Origin of the sequence: uncultured Salinicola sp. (assembly GCF_937921195.1) — a bacterium.
Classification (GTDB): Bacteria; Pseudomonadota; Gammaproteobacteria; order Pseudomonadales; family Halomonadaceae; genus Salinicola.
The window spans coordinates 1-25,261 of record NZ_CALFQK010000123.1 but is presented as its reverse complement, the minus strand read 5'-3'; the positions used below and the strand labels follow the sequence as shown (position 1 = coordinate 25,261).

General features: G+C 64.8%; 27 protein-coding genes and 1 tRNA gene. 10 read left to right on the top strand and 18 right to left on the bottom strand.

Annotated features, from left to right (window positions below):
• Positions 1-112 precede the first annotated feature (112 nt).
• The 7 genes from Q0602_RS13630 to Q0602_RS13600 form a co-directional block, all read right to left on the bottom strand.
• Positions 113-445 carry a hypothetical protein gene (locus Q0602_RS13630; protein ID WP_298844263.1) on the bottom strand — a complete coding sequence of 111 codons (333 nt, stop codon included), beginning with the start codon at positions 443-445 and terminating at the stop codon, positions 113-115.
• Positions 438-677, bottom strand: coding sequence for a hypothetical protein (locus tag Q0602_RS13625; RefSeq protein WP_298844260.1), 240 nt, complete (start codon positions 675-677; stop codon positions 438-440). The genes Q0602_RS13630 and Q0602_RS13625 overlap by 8 nt, the downstream gene beginning before the upstream one ends.
• A 516-nt stretch (positions 678-1,193) precedes the next feature.
• Complete coding sequence (locus Q0602_RS13620) at positions 1,194-1,454, bottom strand: hypothetical protein (RefSeq protein WP_298844257.1); 261 nt, start codon at positions 1,452-1,454, stop codon at positions 1,194-1,196.
• Complete coding sequence (locus Q0602_RS13615) at positions 1,451-1,747, bottom strand: AlpA family transcriptional regulator (protein ID WP_276232980.1); 297 nt, start codon at positions 1,745-1,747, stop codon at positions 1,451-1,453. Before Q0602_RS13615 ends, Q0602_RS13620 begins: the two co-directional genes overlap by 4 nt.
• 229 nt (positions 1,748-1,976) lie before the next feature.
• A complete protein-coding gene (locus Q0602_RS13610; protein WP_298844246.1) occupies positions 1,977-2,738 on the bottom strand; it encodes an isochorismatase family protein in 762 nt (253 codons plus the stop codon).
• Positions 2,738-3,931, bottom strand: coding sequence for an integrase arm-type DNA-binding domain-containing protein (locus Q0602_RS13605; RefSeq protein ID WP_298844243.1), 1,194 nt, complete (start codon positions 3,929-3,931; stop codon positions 2,738-2,740). Before Q0602_RS13605 ends, Q0602_RS13610 begins: the two co-directional genes overlap by 1 nt.
• A gap of 165 nt (positions 3,932-4,096) precedes the next feature.
• Positions 4,097-4,173: transfer RNA gene (locus Q0602_RS13600), tRNA-Arg, on the bottom strand.
• A gap of 292 nt (positions 4,174-4,465) precedes the next feature.
• Here Q0602_RS13600 and thiM point away from each other — a divergent pair.
• Positions 4,466-5,302, top strand: a complete 837-nt coding sequence (gene thiM / locus Q0602_RS13595) for a hydroxyethylthiazole kinase (protein ID WP_298844240.1) — start codon at positions 4,466-4,468, stop codon at positions 5,300-5,302.
• A gap of 7 nt (positions 5,303-5,309) precedes the next feature.
• Here the strand turns inward: thiM and cysE are convergent, their stop codons facing one another.
• Positions 5,310-6,152, bottom strand: coding sequence for a serine O-acetyltransferase (cysE, locus tag Q0602_RS13590; protein ID WP_298844237.1), 843 nt, complete (start codon positions 6,150-6,152; stop codon positions 5,310-5,312).
• Between the two features lie 79 nt (positions 6,153-6,231).
• Positions 6,232-7,266, bottom strand: a complete 1,035-nt coding sequence (locus Q0602_RS13585; protein WP_298844235.1) for a LacI family DNA-binding transcriptional regulator — start codon at positions 7,264-7,266, stop codon at positions 6,232-6,234.
• A 219-nt stretch (positions 7,267-7,485) separates the two neighbouring features.
• Between Q0602_RS13585 and Q0602_RS13580 the strand changes: the two genes are divergently transcribed.
• The 4 genes from Q0602_RS13580 to Q0602_RS13565 are packed head-to-tail and all read left to right on the top strand — an operon-like array spanning position 7,486 to position 11,340.
• Positions 7,486-8,499: a tripartite tricarboxylate transporter substrate binding protein gene (locus Q0602_RS13580; RefSeq protein ID WP_298844231.1), complete on the top strand. Its 1,014-nt coding sequence runs from the start codon at positions 7,486-7,488 to the stop codon at positions 8,497-8,499.
• Complete coding sequence (locus Q0602_RS13575; RefSeq protein ID WP_298844228.1) at positions 8,499-9,020, top strand: tripartite tricarboxylate transporter TctB family protein; 522 nt, start codon at positions 8,499-8,501, stop codon at positions 9,018-9,020. Before Q0602_RS13580 ends, Q0602_RS13575 begins: the two co-directional genes overlap by 1 nt.
• Before the next feature lie 5 nt (positions 9,021-9,025).
• Entirely contained in the window at positions 9,026-10,555 is a 1,530-nt protein-coding gene (locus Q0602_RS13570) for a tripartite tricarboxylate transporter permease (protein ID WP_298844225.1), read from the top strand.
• Positions 10,552-11,340, top strand: a complete 789-nt coding sequence (locus Q0602_RS13565; RefSeq protein WP_298844222.1) for an aldolase/citrate lyase family protein — start codon at positions 10,552-10,554, stop codon at positions 11,338-11,340. Before Q0602_RS13570 ends, Q0602_RS13565 begins: the two co-directional genes overlap by 4 nt.
• Positions 11,341-11,368: 28 nt before the next feature.
• On the opposite strand, the gene rep is transcribed toward Q0602_RS13565, so the two are convergent.
• Positions 11,369-13,417 carry a DNA helicase Rep gene (gene rep, locus Q0602_RS13560; protein ID WP_298844218.1) on the bottom strand — a complete coding sequence of 683 codons (2,049 nt, stop codon included), beginning with the start codon at positions 13,415-13,417 and terminating at the stop codon, positions 11,369-11,371.
• A gap of 65 nt (positions 13,418-13,482) precedes the next feature.
• Here rep and Q0602_RS13555 point away from each other — a divergent pair, with 65 nt between their 5' ends.
• Positions 13,483-13,944, top strand: coding sequence for a GNAT family N-acetyltransferase (locus Q0602_RS13555; RefSeq protein ID WP_298844215.1), 462 nt, complete (start codon positions 13,483-13,485; stop codon positions 13,942-13,944).
• 3 nt (positions 13,945-13,947) lie between these two features.
• Here the strand turns inward: Q0602_RS13555 and trmL are convergent, their stop codons facing one another.
• The 3 genes from trmL to pyrE all read right to left on the bottom strand — a co-directional run bounded on the left by trmL (position 13,948) and on the right by pyrE (position 16,017).
• Positions 13,948-14,418: a tRNA (uridine(34)/cytosine(34)/5-carboxymethylaminomethyluridine(34)-2'-O)-methyltransferase TrmL gene (gene trmL / locus Q0602_RS13550; RefSeq protein ID WP_298844270.1), complete on the bottom strand. Its 471-nt coding sequence runs from the start codon at positions 14,416-14,418 to the stop codon at positions 13,948-13,950.
• 157 nt (positions 14,419-14,575) lie between these two features.
• Positions 14,576-15,145 carry a YfaZ family outer membrane protein gene (locus tag Q0602_RS13545; RefSeq protein ID WP_295035455.1) on the bottom strand — a complete coding sequence of 190 codons (570 nt, stop codon included), beginning with the start codon at positions 15,143-15,145 and terminating at the stop codon, positions 14,576-14,578.
• A 170-nt stretch (positions 15,146-15,315) separates the two neighbouring features.
• Positions 15,316-16,017, bottom strand: coding sequence for an orotate phosphoribosyltransferase (gene pyrE / locus Q0602_RS13540; protein ID WP_298844211.1), 702 nt, complete (start codon positions 16,015-16,017; stop codon positions 15,316-15,318).
• Positions 16,018-16,154: 137 nt separating this feature from the next.
• Here pyrE and Q0602_RS13535 point away from each other — a divergent pair, with 137 nt between their 5' ends.
• Positions 16,155-16,925, top strand: coding sequence for an exodeoxyribonuclease III (locus Q0602_RS13535; protein ID WP_298844207.1), 771 nt, complete (start codon positions 16,155-16,157; stop codon positions 16,923-16,925).
• A gap of 140 nt (positions 16,926-17,065) precedes the next feature.
• Here Q0602_RS13535 and Q0602_RS13530 read toward each other — a convergent pair whose 3' ends face one another.
• From Q0602_RS13530 to Q0602_RS13520, 3 genes are all read right to left on the bottom strand, one after another.
• Positions 17,066-17,791 carry a 16S rRNA (uracil(1498)-N(3))-methyltransferase gene (locus Q0602_RS13530; protein WP_298844204.1) on the bottom strand — a complete coding sequence of 242 codons (726 nt, stop codon included), beginning with the start codon at positions 17,789-17,791 and terminating at the stop codon, positions 17,066-17,068.
• A 9-nt stretch (positions 17,792-17,800) separates the two neighbouring features.
• Positions 17,801-18,286 carry a protein-export chaperone SecB gene (secB, locus tag Q0602_RS13525; RefSeq protein WP_295035460.1) on the bottom strand — a complete coding sequence of 162 codons (486 nt, stop codon included), beginning with the start codon at positions 18,284-18,286 and terminating at the stop codon, positions 17,801-17,803.
• Between the two features lie 95 nt (positions 18,287-18,381).
• A complete protein-coding gene (locus tag Q0602_RS13520; RefSeq protein WP_298844200.1) occupies positions 18,382-18,804 on the bottom strand; it encodes a rhodanese-like domain-containing protein in 423 nt (140 codons plus the stop codon).
• Positions 18,805-19,170: 366 nt separating this feature from the next.
• Between Q0602_RS13520 and gpmI the strand changes: the two genes are divergently transcribed.
• The 3 genes from gpmI to Q0602_RS13505 all read left to right on the top strand — a co-directional run bounded on the left by gpmI (position 19,171) and on the right by Q0602_RS13505 (position 23,548).
• Positions 19,171-20,745 carry a 2,3-bisphosphoglycerate-independent phosphoglycerate mutase gene (gene gpmI / locus Q0602_RS13515; protein WP_298844197.1) on the top strand — a complete coding sequence of 525 codons (1,575 nt, stop codon included), beginning with the start codon at positions 19,171-19,173 and terminating at the stop codon, positions 20,743-20,745.
• 45 nt (positions 20,746-20,790) lie between these two features.
• Entirely contained in the window at positions 20,791-21,969 is a 1,179-nt protein-coding gene (locus tag Q0602_RS13510; protein WP_298844194.1) for a peptidoglycan DD-metalloendopeptidase family protein, read from the top strand.
• Positions 21,970-22,132: 163 nt separating this feature from the next.
• Complete coding sequence (locus Q0602_RS13505; RefSeq protein WP_298844191.1) at positions 22,133-23,548, top strand: S41 family peptidase; 1,416 nt, start codon at positions 22,133-22,135, stop codon at positions 23,546-23,548.
• Positions 23,549-23,622: 74 nt separating this feature from the next.
• Here the strand turns inward: Q0602_RS13505 and Q0602_RS25360 are convergent, their stop codons facing one another.
• Together Q0602_RS25360 and Q0602_RS13500 are read right to left on the bottom strand one after the other, a co-directional pair.
• The gene (locus Q0602_RS25360) at positions 23,623-24,009 is read right to left on the bottom strand and encodes a nuclear transport factor 2 family protein (RefSeq protein WP_365676810.1); all 387 of its coding nucleotides are present in this window, start codon (positions 24,007-24,009) and stop codon (positions 23,623-23,625) included.
• Positions 24,006-25,261 (bottom strand): FAD-dependent oxidoreductase (locus Q0602_RS13500; protein ID WP_367276973.1); only part of this gene is annotated, 1,256 nt, incomplete at its 5' end. The genes Q0602_RS25360 and Q0602_RS13500, both read right to left, overlap by 4 nt.

The following is a 25,261-nucleotide window of genomic DNA, read 5'->3' as shown; positions in this document are numbered from 1 at the left end:
GCGGGCGACCCACTCGCTGCCCTGGCGGCTGCCTTGCGGCAGCCACTCCCGGGTCAGGGTTTCGGCGTAGGCCAGTGAGGCGCGGGACACGCGCTGGATCTTGGCGACGACTTCAGACATGGCCACCTCCCGCGCGTCGTGCAACCGGCGCTTGGGCATAAGCTCTCGCTGCCACACGCTGTTGGGCGTCGATGCGCCGCGCCGCCACCAGCAGATCGCTGGCATCACCCATCAGGTAGCGTGCCACCGTGGCCAGGTTGGAGAGATCGACCGACGTCAGATCGCGGTCACGCCCGTTCATGGTCGAGAGCGTGAACATCAGATCTTTGATCGCGTCGAGCCGCATCTCCGCGTTGTCCAGCAACGTCTCGCGGTCGCTGCGTGGATCGATCAACAGGCAATCGGTCTCGGTCAGGCAATTGGCTTGCTCGAGGCGCTTATCCACGACGCACCTCCTCGGCCAGCAGCGCATCGAGATCTTCGAGCAGCTTGCGATGTTCGTCACGGGACAGCACGCCCAATTCGGCGGCCATCCGCGACAGCCCCATCAGGTACTGGAGTTGGTCGGGGCGACGGTTGACTCGAAAACGAATCAGATTAGCGCCGATGAGCGCGGTAGCGATTTGGTCGAGGGTAATATCGGTTCGTGCGGACGCACTGGTGGCGTGTTCTGCCATGGGGCCAGCTCCTTTGTGATTGGAGCCGCCAACCTTCGTTCTCACGCGATGGGTGGCGACTGTACGCGGGGTGAGAAACCGGTCACAAAGGAAACCGGCCGGGCCGAAGCCCGCCCACGCACAGCCGCCATAACGACGCTTTGCGGGCACAAAAAAAGCGCCTGCAAAGTTAGGGGCGCTGTAGCGCCTTTGTGAACTCGGGTTCTCACGCCCGGTTACGGATTTTGCCGTAACGCGAGCATCGTAGCCGGATCCTTTGGGAAGGCGCAAGCCCTCCCCGGCCAAAGGATGACGAATGGCGAGCGCCAACCCCCGGCCAATCGGCGTGTGTCGGGGCGTGACACCGCGCCGGATTTTGGTAGGATCGTTGGTGCATTGAGTGTCTTTGAGAGCCCCGGCAGCCCCACGCTGACCGGGGTTTTCGCGTTTCGTAGGCACAAAGCCTCCCTGTTCCCCTCGGCGTGAACGTCGAGCGGCTGTGTAAATCGATTCGGGTTGGGTCGGAGTGCGGGCGGTCTAGCAGTCGGTCTCGAACGTCGGGCCGCGATGCAGATCGCGCATCAAGACGGTATTGGGATCGCGGGGCAGCGTGGAATGCTTGCCGCCGCTGCCGGTGCGCTCCATCAGTACCGCCACGCGGGAGCCGCTGGCGCTATGGCGGACTACCTCGCGGCCGGCGCGGTTGGTGGCGACATTCAACGCCTCGTCCAGTGCAGGGATATCGTCTTCGGTGAAGTTGAGCGACTGCTCGCCCACGGTCAGTGTGAAACGTTTCATGCGCGGGCCTCCTGGGCGTTGGTGGCGAAGTGTTGGATCTGGCGGCCGGCCAGCGTGCGGTTGCGCTCGGCGAGGCGGGCGGCGATCCAGCTATCCACCTCCTCCTCGAGCCAGGCGACGCTCTTGTCACCAATCGGCACCGGTGCCGGAAAGGTGCCGTTGCTGACGCCGGCATAGATCGCGGATCGGCTCTTGCCGGTCTTGAGCTCCACATCGCGGCGGCGCAACAGGCGGTTGCCGAGTTCGATGCGCTCGACCTTCTGGAAAGCGGTTGTCGTTGAGACGTTGGCCATGGTGATTCCTCGGTGGCTTTGATGACGTGTCCGAGCGATTCCGGCTCGGAACGTGATCAGCTTGCCGGGGTCATGGCAGGAGTTCGAGCGATCTGCGTTGTAGAACAGGCGTTCACAGCAAACGCGGAGTAGACGCGTTTCGTTGACAAATCGTGCCAAGTAGCGGCGTCGTTTAACGGCGGGATAAATACAAACGAATGTGGACAAATGCGGCCAAATAAATCGAAGCTTACGTAGCCGACCAATACTTCAGCGCGAGTTGTAACCACTCATGACCGCAAACCTGGGCGTGTTCGCCGTTGAGATTGGTCATTGCCATCGCGTGTACTTCCTCGGCAGTTCTTGACGCGCCGAAATAGTCTTTCTTGGCAAACGTATAGCAGGCGCGCTCAGGCACCCATACGTGGAATTGAAGATTGCCGGCAGTCCTAACGGTGCCCTCCACCGAGTTTTCGCTCGATACTCCACAGACCACTAAATTCTCTATCCCACGCACTCTGAGCCATCGCTCCAACCCGGTGTGGATAAAGGCATCCGGTACGTTCTTTTCGAACACAGCTTCGGCTTTCAAGGGTCTGAAATCGGCTTGAAAGTCTGCGCCTCTTTGCCCGGGGGCAAACCCGGATTTCGCTTCACGAGAGATGTGCCGAATGTGAACGACTGGGAGCTCACGTTTACGCCAAATGGCGAGCAGCTCTGTGATGTATTTCTCGGCATCATGATTATTGCGATTAAGGATCCCGCGATCCTTCATGCAAACCTGTTGATCGATGATCAGAAGCGCACTACTTGAGAGAGCCAGTCGCTTGATTCCGAATTTCTCGATTTTCTCTTCTTCGGTTAGCGGCTGCTGGATGTCGTCAATTTTGAACCGAGCTCTGCAATCCAGATTCTTACACTCGAGATAGAGGACGCGATAACCCTCGGCCAGTATCTTACTGGAGCGAATTTTGGCAGGGCCACCACAAACCTTGCAGGAAAAGCGGCTCATCAATCTGCCTCGCTGTTCAAGGGGTAAAGCCAATCTGCCCAAAACTGCATCATCACCGGTCGCTGCTCAGGCGCCATGTGCTCAGCGTGGGTGTAGACGCCCTGAATTCCCGGCAACTTGTGGGAGAGCTGCATCTCGATCCATTCGCCGGGATAACCTAGCTCCTTGAGGCCCGTTGCAACGACATGCCGGCATCCGTGTGGCACGTGCCGGCCCTGGTAGCCCATACGCTTGAGCGCGACGCCGAAGGCAGCGTCCGATAGGGGTTTGGTGGGGTCGTTGCGACCGGGAAACAGTAGGCCGTACTGGCCCGTCATAACGTGCAGCTTGCGCAATTCCGCGACGGCCTGTTTAGGCAAAGGTACTCGATGTGATCGCCCCATCTTCATCCGCTCGGCGGGTATGCTCCAGATAGCCCCTTCGAGGTCGATCTCCCGCCATCGCGCCTGCCGCATCTCCCCTGGCCGTAGCGCCGTCATCAGCAGCAGTTTCAGCCCGATTCGTACCAGCGGGTTATGGTAATTCTCGATGGCCTCGACCAGCGCCGGTAGTTCCTCCTGCGAGACGTGCGGGAAGCTCTTCTGCCTGTGTGGGGTCAACGCGCCGCTTAGATCAGTGAGGGGATTATGTGAAGCCCTGCCAGTGATGACAGCAAAGCGATAGATGTCACGGCAGAACGAGTGCACCTTGCGCCGCTGTTCGAACTTGCCGGCTTGCTCGAGACGCTTCAAGAGCTCCAACCACTCTAGCGGCTTAACCGTCTCGATGGGTCTGTCCCCAACGGTCGGGAAGATGTAGTTCTCGAGCGACCGGATGCTCTCCTTGGATCGCTTGGAGCTAGCCTTCCACCTTGGCGCCATCGTCGCGTGCCACTCATGCGCGAGCGCTCGGAAGGTGTTCTGCTGGGAGAATTGCTGCTCCCGTTTCTCCTCCTTGCGACGCTCGACCGGATCAATGCCCTGACTCAGTAGTCGGCGGGCGTCCGTGCGTTTCTCGCGAGCCTCGGCGAGCGTCACCTCGGGATAGCTCCCCAGGCTCATCATGTTGCGCTTGCCGTTGGGTCGGGTGTAGCGCAAGCGCCAGCCTCGGCTCCCTGTGTTCGAAATCACAAGTTGTAATCCCGCCCCATCGATGAGGGTGATCGGTTTGGGGCCTGGCTTGGTTGATTCGATTTTTCTGATAGTTAGCGGCATTGGGGTATAGCTAGGTTTTCCGAACACGGGTATATACCGTGATCTATACCACATTGCGGCTGGATTCGATAGGAACGCTTAGGAAGAAGGGGGAGCAAAAACTACTGATTTTTAAGCGTTTTTCTTTCTATTTTGGACTTTCTCGGAACGCTCAGGAAATCCAGATGGCGCGCCCAGCAGGATTCGAACCTGCGACCCCTGCCTTCGGAGGGCAGTACTCTATCCAGCTGAGCTATGGGCGCGCGATGACGTGACGTCGTGCCGAATGGCGTGGATAGCCGAGTGGCCCGCCAACAGCGCGGCCATCCTACCCGCTCGGCCATTGGCTGTCCAGCCACGGCGCGGCGTCGCGACGGCTTTCGCGATGCCGAGTCGTGATTATACTGAAACGGACGCATCGCCGATCAACGACCGGCGATGGGAGTGACACGCGCTCGATACTCTCCTTGGCGACTCCGGCGCGTCTGCCGGCCTGGTGTTTGACGACCCGGTTGGCGATCGTCGACCGGATCGCCGACAAAACCCGATGACGACATGACCGAAACCCCGCTTCAAACGACCGAATGGCAGGGCCGCCTGCTGGCGACACACGGCCGCCTACGCCAGCGTGCGCCGCTGGTGCACTGCCTGACCAACCAGGTCACCGTCAATTTCGTCGCCAATGTGCTGCTGGCCGCCGGGGCGTCTCCGGCGATGACCGATCATCCCGACGAAGTCGAAGACCTGGCAGCGGCCGCGGATGCCTTGCTGATCAATCTGGGTACCCCTAGTGCCGATAGCGTGGCCGCGATGCAACGGGCCAGCCAATCCGCCAGCCGGTCGGGGACGCCCTGGGTGCTCGACCCCGTCGGCGCGGCGGCGCTGCCATTGCGGCGAGAGCTGAGTCTGACCCTGATGGCCCATCGGCCGGCGGTGATTCGCGGCAACGCGTCTGAGGTCATGGCCCTGGCTGAGAACGGCACCCGCGGGCGCGGCGTCGATACCCAGCACGACTCGGGGGATGCGCTGGCGGCCGCCCGCCAGCTACTGGCGCAGAGCGACGGCGTGGCGATCTCGGGCCGGACCGACCGCCTGCTGGGCCGTTCGACTACCACGGCCGATGCCGTGACGGTGGGCGTCCATGGCGGAAGCGCCTGGCAACCCCGGGTGACCGGAACCGGCTGCGCGCTGGGGGCGCTGATCGCCGCCTATCTCGCCGTCGCCGACACGCCGCTGGATGCGATGATCTGTGCCCATGCACACGCTGCCGCTGCGGCCGAAAGAGCCGAACTGGCGGCACGTGGCCCCGGCAGCTTCGCGGTAACCTGGCTGGATGCACTGGATAACGTCGACCTGACCGATTTTCTCGCGGATCGCCTGACGCTGGATTGAGATCGTCCTAGCGCCCGCAGCAGAGCTTGCCGTTGGCGGGCGTGGTCCGAGCCGGATTTTCCGGTTCCAGTGGCTTGTCGAGGCAATGCTGCATTTCCCGTGAAGGTGCCGCGCAGCCGGCATCGCCGACGATACGCGCCGGGACGCCAACCGCCGTGGTGTGAGGCGGCACCGTCTTCAGCACCACGGACCCGGCGCCGATACGGGCCCCTTCGCCGATCTCGATATTGCCGAGCACCTTGGCGCCGGCACCGATCAGCACGCCACGGCGCACCTTGGGGTGGCGATCCCCCGCTTCCTTGCCGGTGCCGCCCAGGGTCACGCCCTGCAGCAGCGAGACGTCGTCCTCGATGACCGTGGTCTCGCCGATCACCACGCCGGTGGCATGATCGATGAACACACCGTTGCCGACCCGTGCCGCGGGGTGGATATCGGTCTGGAACACTTCCGAGCTGCGACTCTGCAGATAGCGCGCCATCTGCCGGCGGCCGCTCTGCCACAGCACGTGGGCGAAGCGATGCACGGTCAAGGCGTGGAACCCCTTGAGATAGAGCAGCACTTCGGTGACCTGGCGAATCGCCGGATCGCGTTCGATCACTGCGGTCAGATCCTGGCCGATGCCTTCGCCGACCGAGGGATCGCCGGCCAGCAGCTCGTCGAACAGCTTGATCAACTGATTGGCCGCCAGATCGGGGTGCGCCAGGCGTTGGCCCAGGCGATAGGCCAACCCCGCGCCCAGTGTCGAGCGATTGAGCACCGCGCCCAGCATCAAGGGGGTCAACAGCGGCTCCTGCCGCGAGATCGTCATCGCCTCGTCGCGGGCCTGTTGCCATAGCTCGATCGTGTTCATCGTCATCTCTCCCGATGGCTGAATGGTGATAATGGTCTCGATGACTGCGATCGGCCAGCGCCAAACGGCCCGACAACGGCTAGCGGCGAGTCACCGGCGCCGGCCCGCTACTATCGCGAACCACCAGTTCCGGCGGCATGACGACCCGCTCCGGCGGGCGCCGATCGCCGGCCATCCGTGCCCCCAGCAGCTCACTGGCGCGCTGCCCTATCCGGTCCGTGCGTACTCGTACACTGGTCAGGGCGGGCGACGAATAGGCCGCCGCCCCCATGTCGTCGAATCCGGTCACCGAGAGATCGACGCCGGGGCGCAGCCCATGGCGATAGCAAGCCGCCAACACCCCGAAGGCGATCACGTCGGAGAAGCAGAGCACAGCGGTCGGCGGTTCGCCCGTGCCCAGCAAGCGTTCGAGCATGGTATCGCCGAAGGCCAGCGAGGTCGGGCCGTGATGGATCGTCTCGTCATCGACGGATAGCCCCGCCGCCCGCATCGCTTCGATGAAGGCGCGCTCCCGATCGCGAGCGGTCGAGGTCTCCTTGCCACCGCCCAGCCAGACGAAGCGTCGGTGCCCCAGCCCATAAAGATGATCGAACAGTAGCTGCACGCCCAGGGCATCGTCATTGATGACCCGGTCGTAGGGCGTCTGTTCGACATCGCGTGAGATCAGCACTACCGGGAAGTTCTCCAGATGGCGCGCCCGTTCGCCGGCGATATCGTCACGCCGGGTGCCCGCCACCGGAATCAAAATCAGACCGGCGGCGCCGTGCTCGACCATCTGCCGAATGAACTGGGCCTGTACATCGAGGGATTCGTTGGCGTGGCCGAACAGCATCATCCGCCCGGCCTCGCGAAAGCGAGCCTCCATATGCCCGAGAAACTCGGTGAAGAAGGGGTTGCTCAGGTCATTGAGACAAACCGCCACAGTGCCACTGTCACCCCGCCGCAAGCCGGCGGCGTGGCGGTTGTAGACGTAGCCCAGCGTCGCCGCCGAGCGCTGGATACGCTCTCGCGTCGCCACGGAGATGCGCGGGTCGTCACGCAGCGCCAGCGACACCGCGGAAACGGTGACACCGACCTCCTCGGCAATCGTCTTGAGTGTCGGTCGACGCCCCATGTCGCACTGGCCTCCTCGTGTGGATGACGGGTCCATCACGCCCCGAATCCCACCACATCCTCTCACACCCGCCCGCCGACGGCGACTCACCACTGTCCGACAGGGAGACCAACGTCGCATTGGTTCAATCGATTGAATTGCGTAAAAATCGGCCATATAGCAACTAACGTTGCCGTTCCGCCATGTAGCCCATCGTCTTCCCACGGAGGATCGCGCGATATGTCGATGTCTCGCCTGACAGCCGTTGTCACACGCTCGCAAGCCGCCCTGGTGGCCTTGTTGATCGCTTCGCTCGCCCCGTCGGCCGGCGCGGACGAGGCGCCCACCGCCTGCACCTGGAAACCCGAGCGAGCGGTCACCGTCATCGTGCCCTGGGGCACCGGCGGCGGTACCGATGCCAACGCCCGACGCCTGGCCAACCTGCTGGAGCAGGAGATGGGCGTGCCCTTCAACGTCGTCAACCGCACCGGCGGCAACGGCGTGGTGGGCCACACGGTGCTCGCCCGGGGGCGACCCGACGGCTATACCATCGGCGCCGCCACGGTGGAGATCGATACCATGCACTGGATCGGGCTGACGCCGCTGACCTATGAGGATTTGACGCCTCTGGCGCTGATCGACCGGAGTGCCGCCGGCGTTCTGGTCAAGCCCGACTCGCCCTACCAGACGCTGGATCAACTGCTGGATGCGGCGCGTGCCGACCCCGGCAAACTCACCGCTTCCGGCACCGCCCAGGGCGGCATCTGGCACCTGGCGCTGGCCGGCATGCTCCACGCAGAGGGTCTCGATCCCAACGCCATCCGCTGGGTGCCCAGTCAGGGCGCCGGTCCGGCGCTGCAGGAACTGATGGCGGGTGGCGTCGACGTGGCGACCCCGGCGCTCTCCGAGGCACTGCCGCAGGTCGAGCAGGGGCAGCTCGAGGCGCTGGCCTACATGAGCGACAAACCGATGGCAGAGCTGCCCGACGTGCCGCTCACCGCCGACGTGCTCGACAGCGGCTGGAAGCTCAGCGCCTTCGTCACCATGAGCGCGCCTGCCGGGCTACCCGACGAGATCGCCTGCGCCTATGAACAGGCCATCGACAGGGCCGTGCATACCGCCGAGTGGGCCGAATTCCGCCGCAGCCGAGGCGCCCCGGTGATATTCGAGGATCGCGCCGAGACCGCTGCGACGCTCGAACGCACCGACCGCCAGCTGGGCCAGGTCATTCAGGCGATCGGGCTGGCGCAGTAATGGCGATGACACTCGGTGCGTCAGCACGCCAGCGCGACCGGATCGCGGGCACCCTGCTGATGATCTTAGGCGCGCTGGTCTGCTGGCGCGCGGCGAGCTTTCCGTCCATGGCCGGCATGGCCTACGGCCCGGGGCTGTTTCCCACCATCGCGGCCTGGGGAATGATGGCGTGCGGCGCGCTCATTCTGCTCTCCGCGCGGCGCCGTGACCGCCCATCAGTTACCGCCACCGCGGACGAGGCGCAGGCCGCTGCGCCCACGGCTGCGTCGAACATACGCCCCGGCCCGTGGCGTGGCATCGCGCTGCTGGCGCTGGTCGCGCTCTATGCCGTGGTGCTGGAGCCTCTGGGCTTCCTGGTGGCGACGCCGCCGCTGGTCGCGCTCAGTGCCTGCCTGTATGGCCTGCGCCCCGTCCAAGCCCTGGTGCTGGCGGCGGTGCTGACGGCGCTGGTCCATGCGCTGTTCTACTCGCTACTCCACGTGCCGCTGCCGTGGGGCCTGCTGACGCCGATCGCCTGGTGAACGCCATGCTATCCGACACGCTCTCGACCCTGTTCGACCCGGGCAACCTCGCCATCATCGCCGCCTGTACGCTGTACGGCACCTTCGTCGGCGCGATGCCCGGCCTGACCGCCACCATGGCGGTAGCCCTGCTGGTGCCCTTCACCTACTTCATGGACCCGCTGCTGGCGATCTCGGCGATCGTCGCTACCACTTCCACTGCCATCTTCGCGGGTGACATTCCCGGCGCCCTGCTGCGCATCCCCGGGACACCCGCGTCCGCCGCCTACGTCGAAGACGCTCATCGCCTGTCGCAGGCCGGGCGCTCGCGCTCGACCCTCGCCGTGTCACTGTTCGCCTCCAGTTTCGGCGGGCTGGTCGGCGTGATCCTGCTCGCGCTGCTGGCGCCACAGTTGGCCCGTATCGCGCTCCAGTTCACCAGTTTCGAAACCTTCTGGCTGGCCTGCCTGGGACTGAGCTGCGCGGTGATGACCAGCAACGCCCCGCTGGCCAAGAGTTTCGCCAGTCTCTTCATCGGCCTGTTCATCGCCTCGATCGGGATCGACGTGGCGGTGGGTTACCCGCGCTTCACCTTCGGCAACTACGAGCTGTTCGACGGCATCAGCTTCATCCCCGCGATCATCGGCCTGTTCGCGTTCAGCGAGATGCTGCGCGGTCTGCGCAACCCCCGCCGCGAACGTCCGGCGGGCCGGACCCAGGAAGGGCCGGGACTGGCGATCCGCCGCGCCGCCGGCACGCTGCTTCGCTTTCGCCGCAACCTGGCCCGCTCCAGCGTGTTGGGTACGCTGATCGGCGCGCTGCCGGGCGCCGGCGCGGACATCGCCGCCTGGATCTGCTACGCCGTCTCGCGGCGCCGCTCGCGTCACCCGGAGCGCTATGGCAAGGGTTACGTGGAGGGGGTCGTCGACGGCGGCGCGGCCAACAACGCCGCCATCGGCGGCGCCTGGACGCCGGCGCTGGTGTTCGGCATCCCCGGCGACAGCGTCACCGCGATCGCCATCGGGATCCTGCTGCTCAACGGGATGTCCCCCGGGCCACAGATCTTCACCGACTCGCCGGTGCTGGTACACACCCTCTATGGCGCCTTCGCCCTGACCAACCTGCTGATGATCCCCGCCGGGCTCGCGGTGATCTTCGTCTCCAGCTGGATTCTGCGCGTACCGCGGCGGGTGCTGATGCCGATCGTGCTGCTGTTCTCGCTGGTCGGCGCCTACGCCATCACCAACTCGGTCATGGCGATCTGGATCGTGCTGGCGCTGGGGCTGCTCGGCTACGCCATGGAGGCCAACGGCTTTCCGCTCGCCCCCACCATTCTGGCCATCGTGCTGGGGCGGATCCTCGAGGACAACTTCATGACCTCGATGATCAAGTCCCAGGGAGATATGACCGCCTTCTTCGAGCGCCCCTGGGCCGCCGGGCTGGGTGTGGTCACGCTTGGCGTATGGCTGTGGCTGGTGGGACGCGGCCTGACCCAAAACCACCGCGCACGGCACCACGCCGCTGCGCCCCACGCATCGCAGGGAGATCGTGCATGAAACGCAGCAATCGACTCAAGCAGGCCTTGAGAGAGGGCAGGACCTTGAGTGCCATGTGGCTGGAGAGCGCCTCGCCCGAGCTGGCCGAAGCGGCCATTGGCGCTGGCTGGCGCACGCTGCTGGTGGACAACGAACACGGCATCGCCAGCCTTGAACAGACCGCGCACCTGCTGCGGGCGATCGAGGCGGCCGGAGGCGAGATGGTGCTGCGGGTGCCGGCCAACGATCCGGCCTACCTCAAGCGCGTACTGGATATGGGGGTACGCTCCTTGATGGCGCCGATGATCAACGACGCCGGCCAAGCGCGGGCGCTGGTCGACGCCTGCCGTTACCCGCCCCAGGGGAATCGCGGTTACGCCGCGCCGATCGTGCGCGCTTCGGGCTTCGGCGCCATCGCCGACTACGCCCGCATCGCCAATGACGAGTTGCTGCTGATCGCACAGATCGAACATCTCGATGCCGCTCGCGACGTCGAGTCGATCGCCGCGGTTTCAGGGCTCGACATGCTGTTCATCGGCCCCAACGACCTGGCCGGCTCGATGGGCAAGCTGGAGCAGTTGGAGGACCCGGCAGTGCGCGAACTCATCGTCGACCTGGAACAGCGTATCAGCGCCAGCGGGCGTTGGCTCGGCACCATTACCGGGCCGGGGCGCGGCATCCAGGAACTGCACCAGAGCGGCTACCGTTTCGTTGCCGGCCCCAACGACATCGCCCTGTTCACCCAGGCGATGCGCCAGGCCGCCGAGCAGTGGCGCCAACACAGCCCGGATTTCGATCGGGTGTGAGACGCCTACCGGGCCGAGATGCCGCCCGCTACCCCAGCAGCGATCTCAGCCCGGCGATGGCGCTCTGGCCGCGCTCCTGCTTCTTCTCGGGGTTTTCCTTGTCGGCGCGGCCTTCCCACTCCAGATCGTCCGCCGGCAGTTCGTCGAGGAAGCGGCTCGGGGTGCAGTCGAGCAGCTCACCGTAGGCCTTGCGCTGGCGCGCGAGGGTCAGCGTCAGCGTGCGCCGGGCGCGGGTGATGCCGACATAGGCCAGGCGGCGCTCCTCCTCGATGGTGCCGGACTCGATGGCATTACGGTGCGGCAGCAGCTCTTCCTCGAGCCCCATCAGGTAGACATGAGGGAACTCGAGCCCCTTGGAGGCGTGCATGGTGAGCAGCTGGACCCGGTCGGAGTCATCCTCCTCGGCCTGCTGCTCGAGGATGTCGCGCAGCACCAGCCGCGAGATCGCCGACTGCACGTCGTCGGTCTCCTCACTGGCCTCGCCCTCCTCATCGTCGCGGTGCATCGACTTCTCAAGCTGGTCGATCAGGGTCCAGACGTTGGCCATGCGGCGCTCGGCGATGGTCGGCGCGCTGGCGTTCTGGTAGAGCCAGGCTTCGTAGTCCATGTCGCGGATCATCTCGCGGATCGCGGCGATGGCGTCCCCCTGGTCCATGCGCTTGCGCACGCCATCAATGAAGTGAGCGAAGCGGCCGAGACGCTCGACGGCGCGGGTGGGTAGCACCTGCTCCAACCCCATTTCGTGACAGGCGGAGAACATCGAGCCGCTGCGTTCGGAGGCGTAGTTGGCGAGCTTCTCCAGCGTGCCGGGGCCGATCTCCCGGCGCGGCACGTTGACGATGCGCAGGAAGGCGTTGTCGTCGTCAGGGTTGATCAACAGCCGCAGGTAGGCCATCGCATCCTTGATCTCGTTGCGCGAGAAGAATGAGGTGCCGCCGGAGAGCTTGTAGGGGATCTGGTGATGCTGCAGCTTGAGCTCCAGCAGCCGCGCCTGGAAGTTGCCGCGGTAGAGCACGGCGAAGTCGCGCCATTCGGCACGCTCCTTGATCCGGCGGGTGAGGATCTCGCCGGCCACCCGCTCGGCCTCGGCTTCCTCGTGGCGGTTGACCACCACCCGGATCGGATCGCCCTGGCCCATGTCGGACCACAGCGTCTTCTCGTAGACGTGGGGGTTGTTGGCGATCAGGGTGTTGGCGGCGCGCAGGATGGTGGCGGTGGAGCGGTAGTTCTGCTCCAGCTTGATCACGTTGAGGCGCGGAAAATCCTCGCCCAGCGTCACCAGGTTCTCCGGCCGGGCGCCACGCCAGGCGTAGATCGACTGGTCGTCGTCCCCCACCACGGTGAACGTCGCGCGCTCGTCCATCAGCATCTTGACCAGTTGGTACTGGCTGACGTTGGTGTCCTGGTACTCGTCCACCAGCATGTAGTGGATGCGCTTGCGCCAGCGCGCCAGCGCCTCGGGATCGGTCTTGAGCAGCACCACCGGCAGCATGATCAGGTCGTCGAAGTCGACCGCATTGTAGGCCTTGAGATGACGGTTGTAGGCCTCGTAGATCCGCGCGGCATACTGCTGGTCTTCGTCTTCGGCATGGGAAATCGCCGGCCCGGGCAGCACCAGGTCGTTCTTCCACTGGGATATCTGGTTCTGCACGCCGTTGATCTGTTCGGCGTCGGTGTCGGCTTCCTTCTGCATCAGATCCCGCAGCAGCGCCTTGGCGTCTTCCGGATCGAACAGCGAGAAGCCGGGGCGGAAGCCCAGCGCCTTGAGCTCGCGGCGGATGATGTTGAGCCCCAGGTTGTGGAAGGTCGAGACGGTGAGCCCGTGACCCTCACGCCCCTTGAGCATCTGCCCGACGCGCTCCTTCATCTCGCGGGCCGCCTTGTTGGTGAAGGTGACCGCGGCGATCTTGCGCGCGCTCATGCCGCACTCCTGAACCAGATAGGCGATCTTGGTGGTGATCACGCTGGTCTTGCCGGAACCGGCGCCCGCCAGCACCAGACACGGGCCATCGATAAAGCGAACGGCTTCCTGCTGACGCGGGTTGAGCTTGGCGAGGCGTTGGCGAATATCGGACATGGAGGCAGAATCGCAGAGACGAAGACAGTATCGGAAAAGAACAACGGACGGGAATGATACACCTCATGCAGATCAAAAGAGACGATCTCCGCGGCCCTGAAATCGCCGCCATGCTGGAAGCGCATCTCAAGGACTTCGAGCCCCACTCCCCGCCAGAGAGCCGCCACGCGCTGGATCTCGACGGGCTGCGACGCCCGGAGGTTCACTTCTATACCGCCTGGGAAAATAACGAGCTGCTCGGCTGCGGTGCGTTCAAGCGCCTCGACGATACGCACGCCGAGATCAAGTCGATGCGCACCGATCCGAACCATCTACGCAAAGGCGTGGCGCGGGCGATTCTGGCGCACCTGATCGAGGAGGCGCGTGCCGCCGGCCTGCAGCGGCTGAGTCTGGAGACCGGCCCGATGGCGCACTTCGCCCCGGCCCGAAGGCTTTACCAGGCGTTCGGATTCACCTACTGCGAGCCGTTCGGCAGTTACCGCGAAGATCCCTACAGCGTGTTCATGACCCGGCGCCTGGCTAACTGACGCCTAGACATCCACTGCGCCGACGAAATCCATCTGTCGCCACGCCTCGAAGACGATGATGGCGCAGGCGTTGGAGAGGTTGAGGCTGCGGCTGTCGGCCAGCATCGGGATGCGCAGCCGCTGCGCGGGAGGCAGCGCTTCGAGCATCGACTGGGGCAGGCCGCGGGTTTCCGGACCGAAGACCAGGGCATCGCCTTCGCGGAAGTGGATGTGATGATAACCGTGGCGACCCCGGGTCGAGACACCGAATACGCGCTCCGGCCCGACGGTTTCGAGAAACGCGGCCCAGTTGGCGTGGACCTGGACGCGGGCCCACTCGTGATAGTCGAGCCCGGCGCGGCGCAAGCGCTTGTCGTCGAGTTCGAAGGCCATCGGTTCGATGATATGCAGGCGAAATCCGGTATTGGCGCACAACCGGATGATATTGCCGGTGTTGGGCGGGATTTCGGGCTCGAACAGCACGATATCAAGCATGGCGGCCAGCTCGGAGGCGGGTGACTCTTGCATCATACGCAATCGGCGCAGCTTTCTACAGCGCCCCAAACCCGACGCCGCCTCCACTGTAAAAGCTGGGAGGCGGCGCCGTTTTCCACCGCGCCCCGACCCCGGCGCGGTGGTAGCTCAGTACAGTCTAGAAGCCGACGCTGACGCCCAGCACCGGTCCGCTGTCCAGCGTGCGGCCATCGTCATTGTCGAAGTCGGTACGCATATAGCGATAGCCGCCGTAGACGTAGGTCTGCGAGATGATGTTGACCCGCGCCTGGGCGCCGTACTCGTAGCTCTTTTCCACGTCGCCGCTGGTCAGGCCGTCCGGCGTATAGAAGCCGTAGGCACCGATCGAGGTCAACGGGATGGGCGTGTCGACGAAGGCCGAACCGCCGAGCCCCAGACCGCCGCCATTGCCGTAGTGGGTGTCCTGATACTGGTAACGCCCGCCAACGGCGAGATCGATGCCCGGCAGCCATGGCGTGAACATCAGCGAGCCCGAGTAGGCCTTGGCGTTGTGGCCGCTGTCGTCGGTGTTCAGGTAACCGACACCGGCTCGCACGGAGGGCAGGATGGACTGGCTGGCTTCGACACCGAAGGACTCGTCGCCACCGTTGGCGGATACGCTCAACGCCATCGTCTGTTGACTGGCGAAAACAAAGGTCGCTGTGGCAAGGGCAAAGCCCCAATGTTTCATCCTGTTGCGCTTGATCATGATACGTCTCCCGAGATTCGCGTCGAAACGCGTTGGACCACGCGCTTAAGCGTGACATAATTCGGGAAATTATCAAACGGTGTTTTTAAACCTTTTGTAACGCCCTGCCGCGAGATGGCTGCGGCAAATCGTAGCAGCCGGGGAGGCGGTTTTCGCCGTCGGGTCTCGGCTCAATGGGCGCTGGTGACACCGTAGCGGTCGCGGTAGTCGCGGATGGCTTCGGCATGCTGGGCGAGGGAAGCGCCGTCGTCGCCGCGGCCTGGTCGGGTTTCGAGATACGCAAGGAGTTGATCGAGGTTGACGATGCTGACAACCGGCATATGATACGTCGCCTCGACTTCCTGGATGGCGCTGTGCGGCTTCAAGCCATCGTCATCCTGGCCGCGCTCCTGACGGTCGAGCGCGATCACGACGCCAGCGGCCTGGGCACCGGCATCCCGGATGATCTGCATGACCTCGCGGATTGCCGTTCCGGCGGTGATGACATCGTCGATGATCAGGATGTTGCCGCGCAGCTCGGCGCCGACGATGTTGCCGCCCTCACCGTGGGTCTTGGCTTCCTTGCGGTTGAAGGCAAAGGGCAGGTCGCGCTGATGATGATCGGCCAGAGCAACGGCTGTACTCGCCGCCAGCGGTATACCCTTGTAAGCTGGACCAAATAGTACATCGGCCTCGATACCGCTGTCGGCGATGGCACTGGCGTAGAAACGCCCCAGGCGAGCCAGGGCACGGCCGGAGCGGAACAAGCCGGCATTGAAGAAATAGGGACTGACACGACCGGACTTGAGCGTGAATTCACCGAAGCGCAACACCCCTTCGGCGATCGCAAACTCGATGAACTCCTGCTGATACGGCTGAATCTCGACGCTCACCCCGGGTCTCCCTGTGTCCTTATGTATGGCCTCATGGTTCTTGACGGGCCGCTGCCGTTTTGGCCAAACGAAGCAGTCATTTACCTAAACCTTTCAAGCTCGGGTATCATACACGCGCGACAAAGAAGGAACACTGTATGAAAATCGCCAGCATCAATGTGAACGGGATCCGAGAGGCCGTCGAGCGGGGCTTCCTCGACTGGCTGGCCGAACAGGATGCTGACGTCGTCTGCGTGCAGAACCTGAAGGCCAAAAGCTTCGAGCTCGATGACAGCATCCTCTATCCGGAAGGTTACGAAGGTTATTTCCTGGATGCCGAGAAGGATGGATTCTCCGGGGTCGGGCTCTACTGCCGCAAGATTCCCAAGGCCATCATGTACGGGCTGGGCTTCGAGCAGTGCGACAACGAAGGTCGCTTCCTGCAGGCCGACTACGACCGCTTCAGCATCGCGACCTTCCTGATGCCCAGCGGCGACGACGACCCGGCGGCCAAGCAGACGTTCATGACCCAGTATCTGGAGTACTTGAACAAGATGGCTCGCAAGCGTCGCGAGTACATCATCTGCGGAACGTGGCACATCGCGCACAAGACGCTCGATCTCGCCAACTGGACCGACAACCAGACGACCCCCGGCTTCAAGCCCGAGGAGCGCGCCTGGATGGATCAGGTGTTCGGCCCGACCGGCTTCATCGACACCTTCCGCGAGGTCAACCGGGATGCCGACCAGTACACCTGGTGGCCCATGCTCGACCAGGAAGTATCGCGGACTCGTCAGGAAGGGTGGCGCCTCGATTACCAGATCGTCGGCCCCAACTTCCGGCGTAACGTGAAGGACGCCTGGATCGATACCGATGCGACCTTCAGCGAGTTCGCCCCGCTGATCGTCGAGTACGATCTCGAGCTGTAATCGCCCGGCACCGCACACGCCAGCAGCCGTCAGCGAGTCAACGTAAAAACACCCCGCCAACCGGATCCTCGGCTGGCGGGGTGTTTTTATTGGCCGGCATTCGGCGACGGGCCGCCTGACGCGATGCACCTGACCTGCGGCTAGAGATCCCCGAAGTGATGCTGCAGCAGTGCCAGCGCGACCACCGGCGCGGTCTCGGTACGCAGAATGCGCGGCCCGAGGGTGAGCGGCTGGAAGCCGGCGCGGCGGGCGATATCGACCTCGGTGGCGCTGAGCCCGCCTTCGGGGCCGATCAGCAGCGCGGCGGATTCGACCGAATCCGCCTGCTGCCAGCTGTCGTCGGTGGCGGGATGCAGCACCAGGCGCAGCGCCTCGTCGCGCTCGCCGAGCCACTCCGCCAGCGGCCGTGGCGAATGGATCGTCGGTACGCTGGCCCGCCCGCACTGCTCGCAGGCGCTGACCGCCACCCCCTGCCAATGGGCCAGTTTCTTCGCCTCGCGATCGCCCTTGAGGCGCACATCGCCGTGCTCGACGTAGAGTGGCGTGATCGCTGCGACACCGAGCTCGACGGACTTCTGGATCGCGTAGTCCATGCGATCCCCCTTGGAGATCGCCTGCCCCAGATGTACCGACAGCGGCGATTCACCGCCACCGGCGGCCACCGTGTCGATCCGGGCGACGACCCGCTTGCGGCCCACCTCGACCAGCCGAGCCTGCGCCTCGCGGCCCTCGCCGTCGAACAGGATCAACGGCGCGTCCTGGCGAAGTCGCAACACCAGCGCGACGTGACGCGCCGGCCCCTCGGGCAGAACGACGTCGCCGCCAGCGATCAGGCTGGCGGCGACATGGATGCGTGGCTTGGCCATGACTCGGGCTTACTGGGTGGTTTCGCTGGCCTGGGCGGTGCGCTGCTTCTTCTGGGCGTACATCGCCTCGAAGTTCACCGGTGCCAGCATCAGCGGAGGGAAACTGCCACGGCTGACCAGGCTGTCGATGCACTCCCGCGCATAGGGGAACAGGACGTTGGGGCAGAAGGCGCCCAGCGTGTGATCCAACTGGTCGCCGGCCAGGCCGGAAATGCGGAACAGGCCCGCCTGCTCGACCTCGACCAGAAACGCCGTGGCGCCATCTTCGTTGTTCGAGACCTGGGCGGTCACCTTGACCACGACCTCGTAGAGATCCTCACCCACCGACTGACTGGTGGTATCGAGATCCAGACCGACCTTGGGCTTGAACGGCTGCTGAAAGACGCTCGGCGCGTTGGGCGACTCGAACGAGATGTCCTTGACGTAGATGCGCTGCAGGGAGAATTGCAGCTGCGGCTTTTCCTGGGAACCCTGCTGATTGTTGTCTTCCGCCATGATGCGTTTCCTTTACGTTCCTGAATGACTGGCCATGATGACCGGCCGGAGTGCCGGACAGCATGGCGATGGCGATTCGGCGAGCGGCGCCCTGCTCAGCGGCGCACGACCGGCAGGCTGTCGGCCTGCCACTGTGCCATGCCGCCCTTGAGCTTGTAGACCCGGGTGAAGCCGGCCTGACTGAGTTCGGTGACGGCGGCACCGGCAGACTGCCCCTGCTTGCAGACCACGATGACCGGCGTGTCCTTGTACTTCTCGATCTGCGGCAGTCGCTCCTTGAGTCGGGACTGCGGGATGTTCTTGGCCCCAGCGATATGCCCGGCCTTGAACTCGCTGCTCTCGCGGATATCGATCACCACGCCGTCTTCACGGTTGATCAGCGAGGTGGTCTCGGTGGTGGAAACACCGGAGGCACCGCCACGCTTGGCCTCGAACGCCAACCACGCGAGCAGCACGACCAGGAAGGCGCTGACCAGCAGCGGGTGGTTTTCGACGAATTCGAACAACTGATCGATCATGGGTCTGCCGACACTCTAAATCTGGGGCCAATGGGATCGCGAAACGCCTTCATGGCGTGCGACTCCGCCCTTGGCGCGTCTGCGTCAAAACGCGTCTTGCACCTCGGCATGGAAGCCTTCGTGGCTCGGGACGCGAACGGCTGAAAATCCTGGCCCGCTTGCGGGCGCCGGCCATTATACACGAGGGCGTCGGTGAAACGAGGCAAGCGCGAGGCGGACGGCTGACCCGACTCGCCCGGTGCGCTATCCTTTGGAGCCTTCGTTTCAAAACGACGAACTCCACAACGGCAGGTTCCAGCATCTCCGGTGCCGAACGCTAGGTTTCGACACGACTCACGCCGCCCATCCGATTTTTCGAGGCTTGTCATGGCAGATACTTCCAGCACTCCGCGTCCCGTCGCACTGTTGATTCTCGATGGCTACGGCCAGAACGACGACAGCGCCAACAACGCCGTCGCCGCCGCCGACACCCCGGTGATGGATCGCCTCAAGCGCGATTACCCCAACACCTTGATTCACACCGATGGCAACTACGTGGGCCTACCCGAAGGCCAGATGGGCAACTCCGAAGTCGGCCACATGAACATCGGTGCCGGCCGGATCGTCTACCAGGACTTCACCCGTATCACCAAGGCGATCGCGGACGACGAACTGAAAACCATCGAATCGCTCACCGCACCGATCGACGACGCGGTCGCCAACGGCAAGGCCGTCCATCTAATGGGCCTGCTCTCTCCCGGTGGCGTCCATAGCCACGAAGACCATCTGCTGGCCGTGGCTGCCCTGGCCGCCGAGCGCGGCGCCAAGCGAATCTACCTCCATGCCTTCACCGACGGTCGCGATACCGCGCCCAAGAGCGCCGGCGCCTCGCTCGAGCGCGCCAACGCCCGGCTGGCCGAACTGGTCGGTGCCGACAACGGCTTCGTCGCGTCGATCGTCGGCCGCTACTTCGCGATGGATCGCGACAATCGCTGGGATCGTGTCGAGAAGGCCTACCGGGTGGTACGTTTCGGCGAGGGCGAGCATGTCGCCGACAGTGCCGAAGCCAGCCTGGCGGCAGCCTACGAACGCGGCGAGACCGACGAATTCGTCGCCGCCACTGCCGTGCGGCCGGCCGGCGACAAGATCGTCATGGCCGATGGCGACGCGGCGCTGTTCCTCAACTTCCGCGCCGATCGCGCCCGCGAGCTGACCCGCGCCTTCGTCGAACCGGACTTCGATGGCTTCGACCGGGGCGAGAGGGTCAAGCTGGCCGGCGAGGGACTGGTGATGCTGACCCAGTACGCCGACGACATCAACGCGCCGGTCGCCTTCCCGCCGCGGGATCTGGTCAACACCCTGGGCGAGGTGGCGGAGAGCCACGGTCTGACCCAGTTGCGCATCGCCGAAACGGAGAAGTACGCCCACGTCACCTTCTTCTTCTCCGGCGGCCGCGAGGCGAAGTTCAACGGCGAGGATCGCGCCCTGATCCAGTCGCCCAAGGACGTCAAGACCTACGACGAGAAGCCGGAGATGAGCGCCTTCGAGCTCACCGATACGCTGGTCGAGGCGATCGAGGGTGGCAAGTACGACCTGATCATCTGCAACTACGCCAACGGCGACATGGTGGGTCATACCGGCGACCTGAGCGCCGCCACCAAGGCGATCGAGGCCGTCGACACCTGCCTGGGCCGCGTCGTCGAGGCGATCGAGAAGGCAGGCGGCGAATGCCTGGTCACGGCCGATCACGGCAACGCCGAAATGATGGTCGATCCCGAGACCGGCAACCCCCACACCTCTCACACCACCTTCATGGTGCCGCTGGTCTACGTTTGTCGCGACAAGGCGGCCCGGCTCAAGTCGGATGGGCGGCTGTGCGACCTGGCACCGACGCTGCTGCACATGCTGCGTAAGCCAGCCCCCGAGGAGATGACGGGTAACGTGCTGATCGATGATGCGTAACGCAGGCTCGTCCCAGGCCACTCCCCACGACAGGATCCGCCCGACGTGACACCCAGCAAAGACAGCCTCTCATGTCGGCGCGGGCAACGCAGAAACGGGCTCTCTCTCCTGCTGGCCGGCAGCTTGCTGCTGGCCGGCCCTGTCTTTGGCCAGGCCAACCCGCAGGAGGCCCGCGCGCGGCTGGACAGCCTGGCCACCGACATCCAGGCGCTGCAGGGCAAGCTGGAAGATACCCAGGCCGCTCGTGGCGACGCCCAGGATGACCTGGAGCAGGTGGAGACGGCGATCGGCCAGACCCACAAACGCCTGGACTCGCTGCAGGCGGAGCGCCGGCAGTTGGACGACGAGGTCGCCGACCTCCAGCAGCGACGCCAGGGCCTCGCCGAGGATCGCCAGCGGCAGCGCGAGGCGCTGGCGCGGCAGTTCGATGCGCTCTATCGCCTCGGTACCACGCCGCAGCTCAAGCTGCTGCTCAATCAGGACGACCCTGCCGAGGTCGATCGACTCCAGCACTATCTCAACGCGCTGTCGTCGGCGCGCCGGGAGCGCCTCGATCAGCTCCGGGAGATCAACCGCCAGCTCGACGACAACCTGGCGGAGATCGATCGGCGGCGCTCGCGTCTGGACGAGGTCCAGGCCGATCTCGAGCAGCAGCAGCAGCGCCTGGCATCGAGCCTGAAGGAGCGTCAGGCCCTGGTGGCCAAGCTGAACGGCCGCTACGACAGCGAGCAGTCCCGTCTCGAGGATCTCAACCAGGACCGCGCCCACGTCGAACGCCTGCTGGACCGCATGCAGAAAGAGCTCGCCAACCTGAACAAACCGCCCCCCTCGACCGACATTCGTCAGACCAAAGGCGGCCTGCCGTGGCCCGTGCAGGGGACGATGCTGTCGAGTTACGGCAGCGGCGAGGGCATCAATCGCAACGGTATTCTGATCGGGGCGCCGGCAGGGACAGCGATCAAGGCCGTTCATGCCGGCCGGGTGGTCTTCGCCAACTGGATGCGCGGCTTCGGCAACCTGCTGATACTCGACCACGGCGACGGCATTCTCACGCTCTACGCCCATCTCCAGCAGATCGACGTCGATCCCGGGCAGCAGGTCTCCAACCGGCAGACGGTGGGGGCGGTCGGCAATACCGGCGGTCAGTCGCGTTCGGCACTCTATTTCGAGGTACGTCAGAACGGGAACCCGATCAATCCCGGCAGCTGGATTGCCAAACGCTGATCGGCAAGCTGGATCATCGACCCGGCGAAACGCTATGCTGGGTTATCAAACGCCGTTCCTTCACGGGTATCGGTATCGCCAGACGCCTCGGGTACCGGCATGAGCCAGACTGCCGAGATCACCGGCGCTGGCGAGTCCATCCAGCTCGAGTCGCGGAGACCGCATGAATTCAAGCCGCCTGAAGCAAGGGCCTGCCCGCGCGGATCTTCTCGCCCGGCGAGCCGACTTCGTCCACACGCTGGGCGCTGCGCTGCTATCTGCACTGGTACTGATCGTGGGCCTGGTCCCGGTCGCCCAGGCCCAGGGCGACAGCGCCGCCGCAGCGCCCACTCAGGCGGAGCAGGATGCCGCCAACGGCCTGCCGGTGGAGGATGTCCAGACTTTCGCCGAGGTCTTCGAGCGCATCAAGCGTACCTATGTGGAGCAGGTCGACGACAAGACCCTGCTGCGCAACGCCATGCGCGGCATGCTCAGCCAGCTCGACCCCCACTCCGAGTATCTCGACGCCGATGCCTTCCAGAACCTGCGAGAGAGCACCGAGGGCGAGTTCAGCGGCGTCGGTATCGAGGTCGGCCTGCGTGACGACCAGCTCACCGTCATCGCGCCCATCGACGACACCCCGGCCGCCCGTGCCGGCATTCAGCCGGGCGACCGCATCGTGGCCATCGACGGCACGCCGACCAGCAATCTGAGCCTGCAGGAAGCCGTGGACCTGATGCGCGGCAAGGCCGGTACCGATATCGAGCTGTTGCTGCTGCGGGATGGCGAACAGGAGCCCCGCGACCTGACGCTGACCCGCGAATCGATCCAGTCCGAGAGCGTCTCCAGCCGTCTGCTGGAGCCCGGCTACGGCTATCTGCGGATCAGCCAGTTCCAGAGCCGGACCGGCCAGCAGACGCATGACGCGTTGGAGTCGTTGCTGAAACCGGGGCCGCTGAAGGGGCTGGTGCTCGACCTGCGCAACAATCCCGGTGGCGTGCTCTCGAGCGCCGTCGACGTGGCCGATCAATTCCTCTCCAGCGGACTGGTGGTCTACACCAAGGGCCGGCTGGTCGATGACGACATGCGCTTTACCGCTCACGCTGACACGACGGCTCCCGACGTGCCACTGGTAGTGCTGATCAACGGGGGCAGCGCCTCCGCCGCCGAGATCGTCGCCGGGGCGCTGCAGGATCAAGGGCGTGGCGTACTGATGGGCACGCGCAGCTTCGGCAAGGGTTCGGTGCAGCAGGTGATGCCGCTGGGCAACGGCGACGGGCTCAAGCTCACCACCGCGCGCTACTACACCCCCAGCGGGCGTTCGATCCAGGCCGAGGGCATCGAACCCGACGTCCGCGTGGTCAGCGGCCGCCTGGAGGTCGAGGAGAACAGCGGCTTCCAGCTTCGCGAGTCCAACCTGCGCGGGCACCTGCTGAACGGCAATCCCGACCAGGCGGCGGACAACCCCGACACCCCGGTCGCGGCCAACGACTACCAGTTGGGAGAGGCGCTGAACCTGCTCAAGGCGCTCAACGTGGTGCAGCGACCCCGGGCGGCGTCAGCCCCTGCCACCCAGGAGAGCGCCAAGCCCGCTCCCTGACGAGCCGCGAGCCAGCGTGATCGGAAGATAACGATGCAACGGCTGCCCAAAAGGCAGCCGTTTCACGACAGGGGCTAGATGGGCGCTCCCTGGTGAAAGCGCAATTGCCAACTTCCTGACGTTAACCACCAGAGGGAGCAGCGTCTGGCCCAACGCTCGCACGACCCATCGGAACGAAGATTTGCGGAACGATAGAAAAGCAGCGCGGATTCTGCCGAAAGACGCAGACAATAATCTCCTTCTGCATGGATTCTGATATCCAGGCTCGCCTGGTCCTCGTACGCTGATTTGAGCACGTCGTCACGCGTGTAATGCTGCCCGGAGCGACCCACTTCATAGAAATCAGGGTGCAAATACTGGCAAATGGCCATCGGCGAGCGTCTGACGATTGGCTGATGCAACCTCCTCTCTCGCTCAGCGAGAACTGTCAGAAGTGTCGAATCTTCGGACCAGTCCTTCATCGACACCGCTCGGGTAGATCGCCGTACTCCCCCAGCGCCTGGCGAATCAGCAGCCGCTTCACCGGCATGAGGCGATTCACGCCGGAGAGCCCCCAGTTGCGGGCGAGCCGAAGCGCCGGTTGCCGGCTGCCGAATAACCGCTGGAAGCCCTGCATGGCGGCGAGCATGGCCGCGTTCTCGTTGCGTCGGCGGCGCTCGTAGCGAACCAGGATGCGTCGGTCTCCCGGCGGCGCACCGCGCCGTCTGGCGCGTACCCACTCCTCGGCGAGGACCGCGGCATCCATCAAGCCGAGATTGACGCCCTGTCCTGCCAGCGGATGCAGGCTGTGGGCGGCATCGCCGATCAGCGCCAGGCCGTCGTCGACGTAACGCTGTGCATGACGCTGGGTGATCGGGAAGTGTGGCGCGGCGTCGATGACCTCGACGTCGCCCAGCCGCTCGCCCAATCCGCGGGCGAGCTCGATGCCCAGTTGCGCTCGCCCCTCGTCGGTATCGGCCAGCGCCGTCAATCGCCGGGCCTCGCCAGGGGTGGTGGACCACACGATCGAACAGTGGTCGTCCCGACCGTCGATGACCAACGGCAGGAAGGCCAACGGGCCGGAGGCGAGGAAAGCCTGGCGCGCGACGAAGCCATGACCGACGGCGGTGCGCACGGTGGTCACCACCGCAGCCTGGCCGGTCTCGCGTTCGCTGACCGGAATACCGGCCATCGCCCGCAGCGGGGAGTTGGCGCCGTCGGCACCGACGATCAGCGGTGCCCATCGCTGCGACCCGTCATCCAGGGTTATCACGGCGTCACTGTCATGGCGGATACCGTCGCGAGCCACGCTCTGTCGGCGTTCGTAGCCGGTCACTCGAGCCTCATGCAGCCACTCGACGTTGGGTAGCGACTGCAGGCGTCCAGCCAGTCCGGCCAACAGCAGGTCGTTCTCGACGATATGTCCAAGCGCATCGACACCCACCTCGTCGGCACCGAAGTCGACCTCGCCGCTACCTTCGGCGTCCCAGACCTGCATGCCCCGGTAGGCGGACACCCGGCGGGAAGCGATCCAGGGCCAGACGTCCAGCGCCATCAGCAGACGCTGCGAGGCCGCCGTCAACGCACTGACGCGCAGCGCCGGTTTGCCCTGCCCCAGGCGCGCATCGCTCCCCGGCGCCGGCGCCGCATCGACCACGGCCACCTGCCAGCCGGCTTCACCCAGCAGCAGGGCCAGCGTGGAGCCGACGATCCCGCCGCCGACGATGATGACAT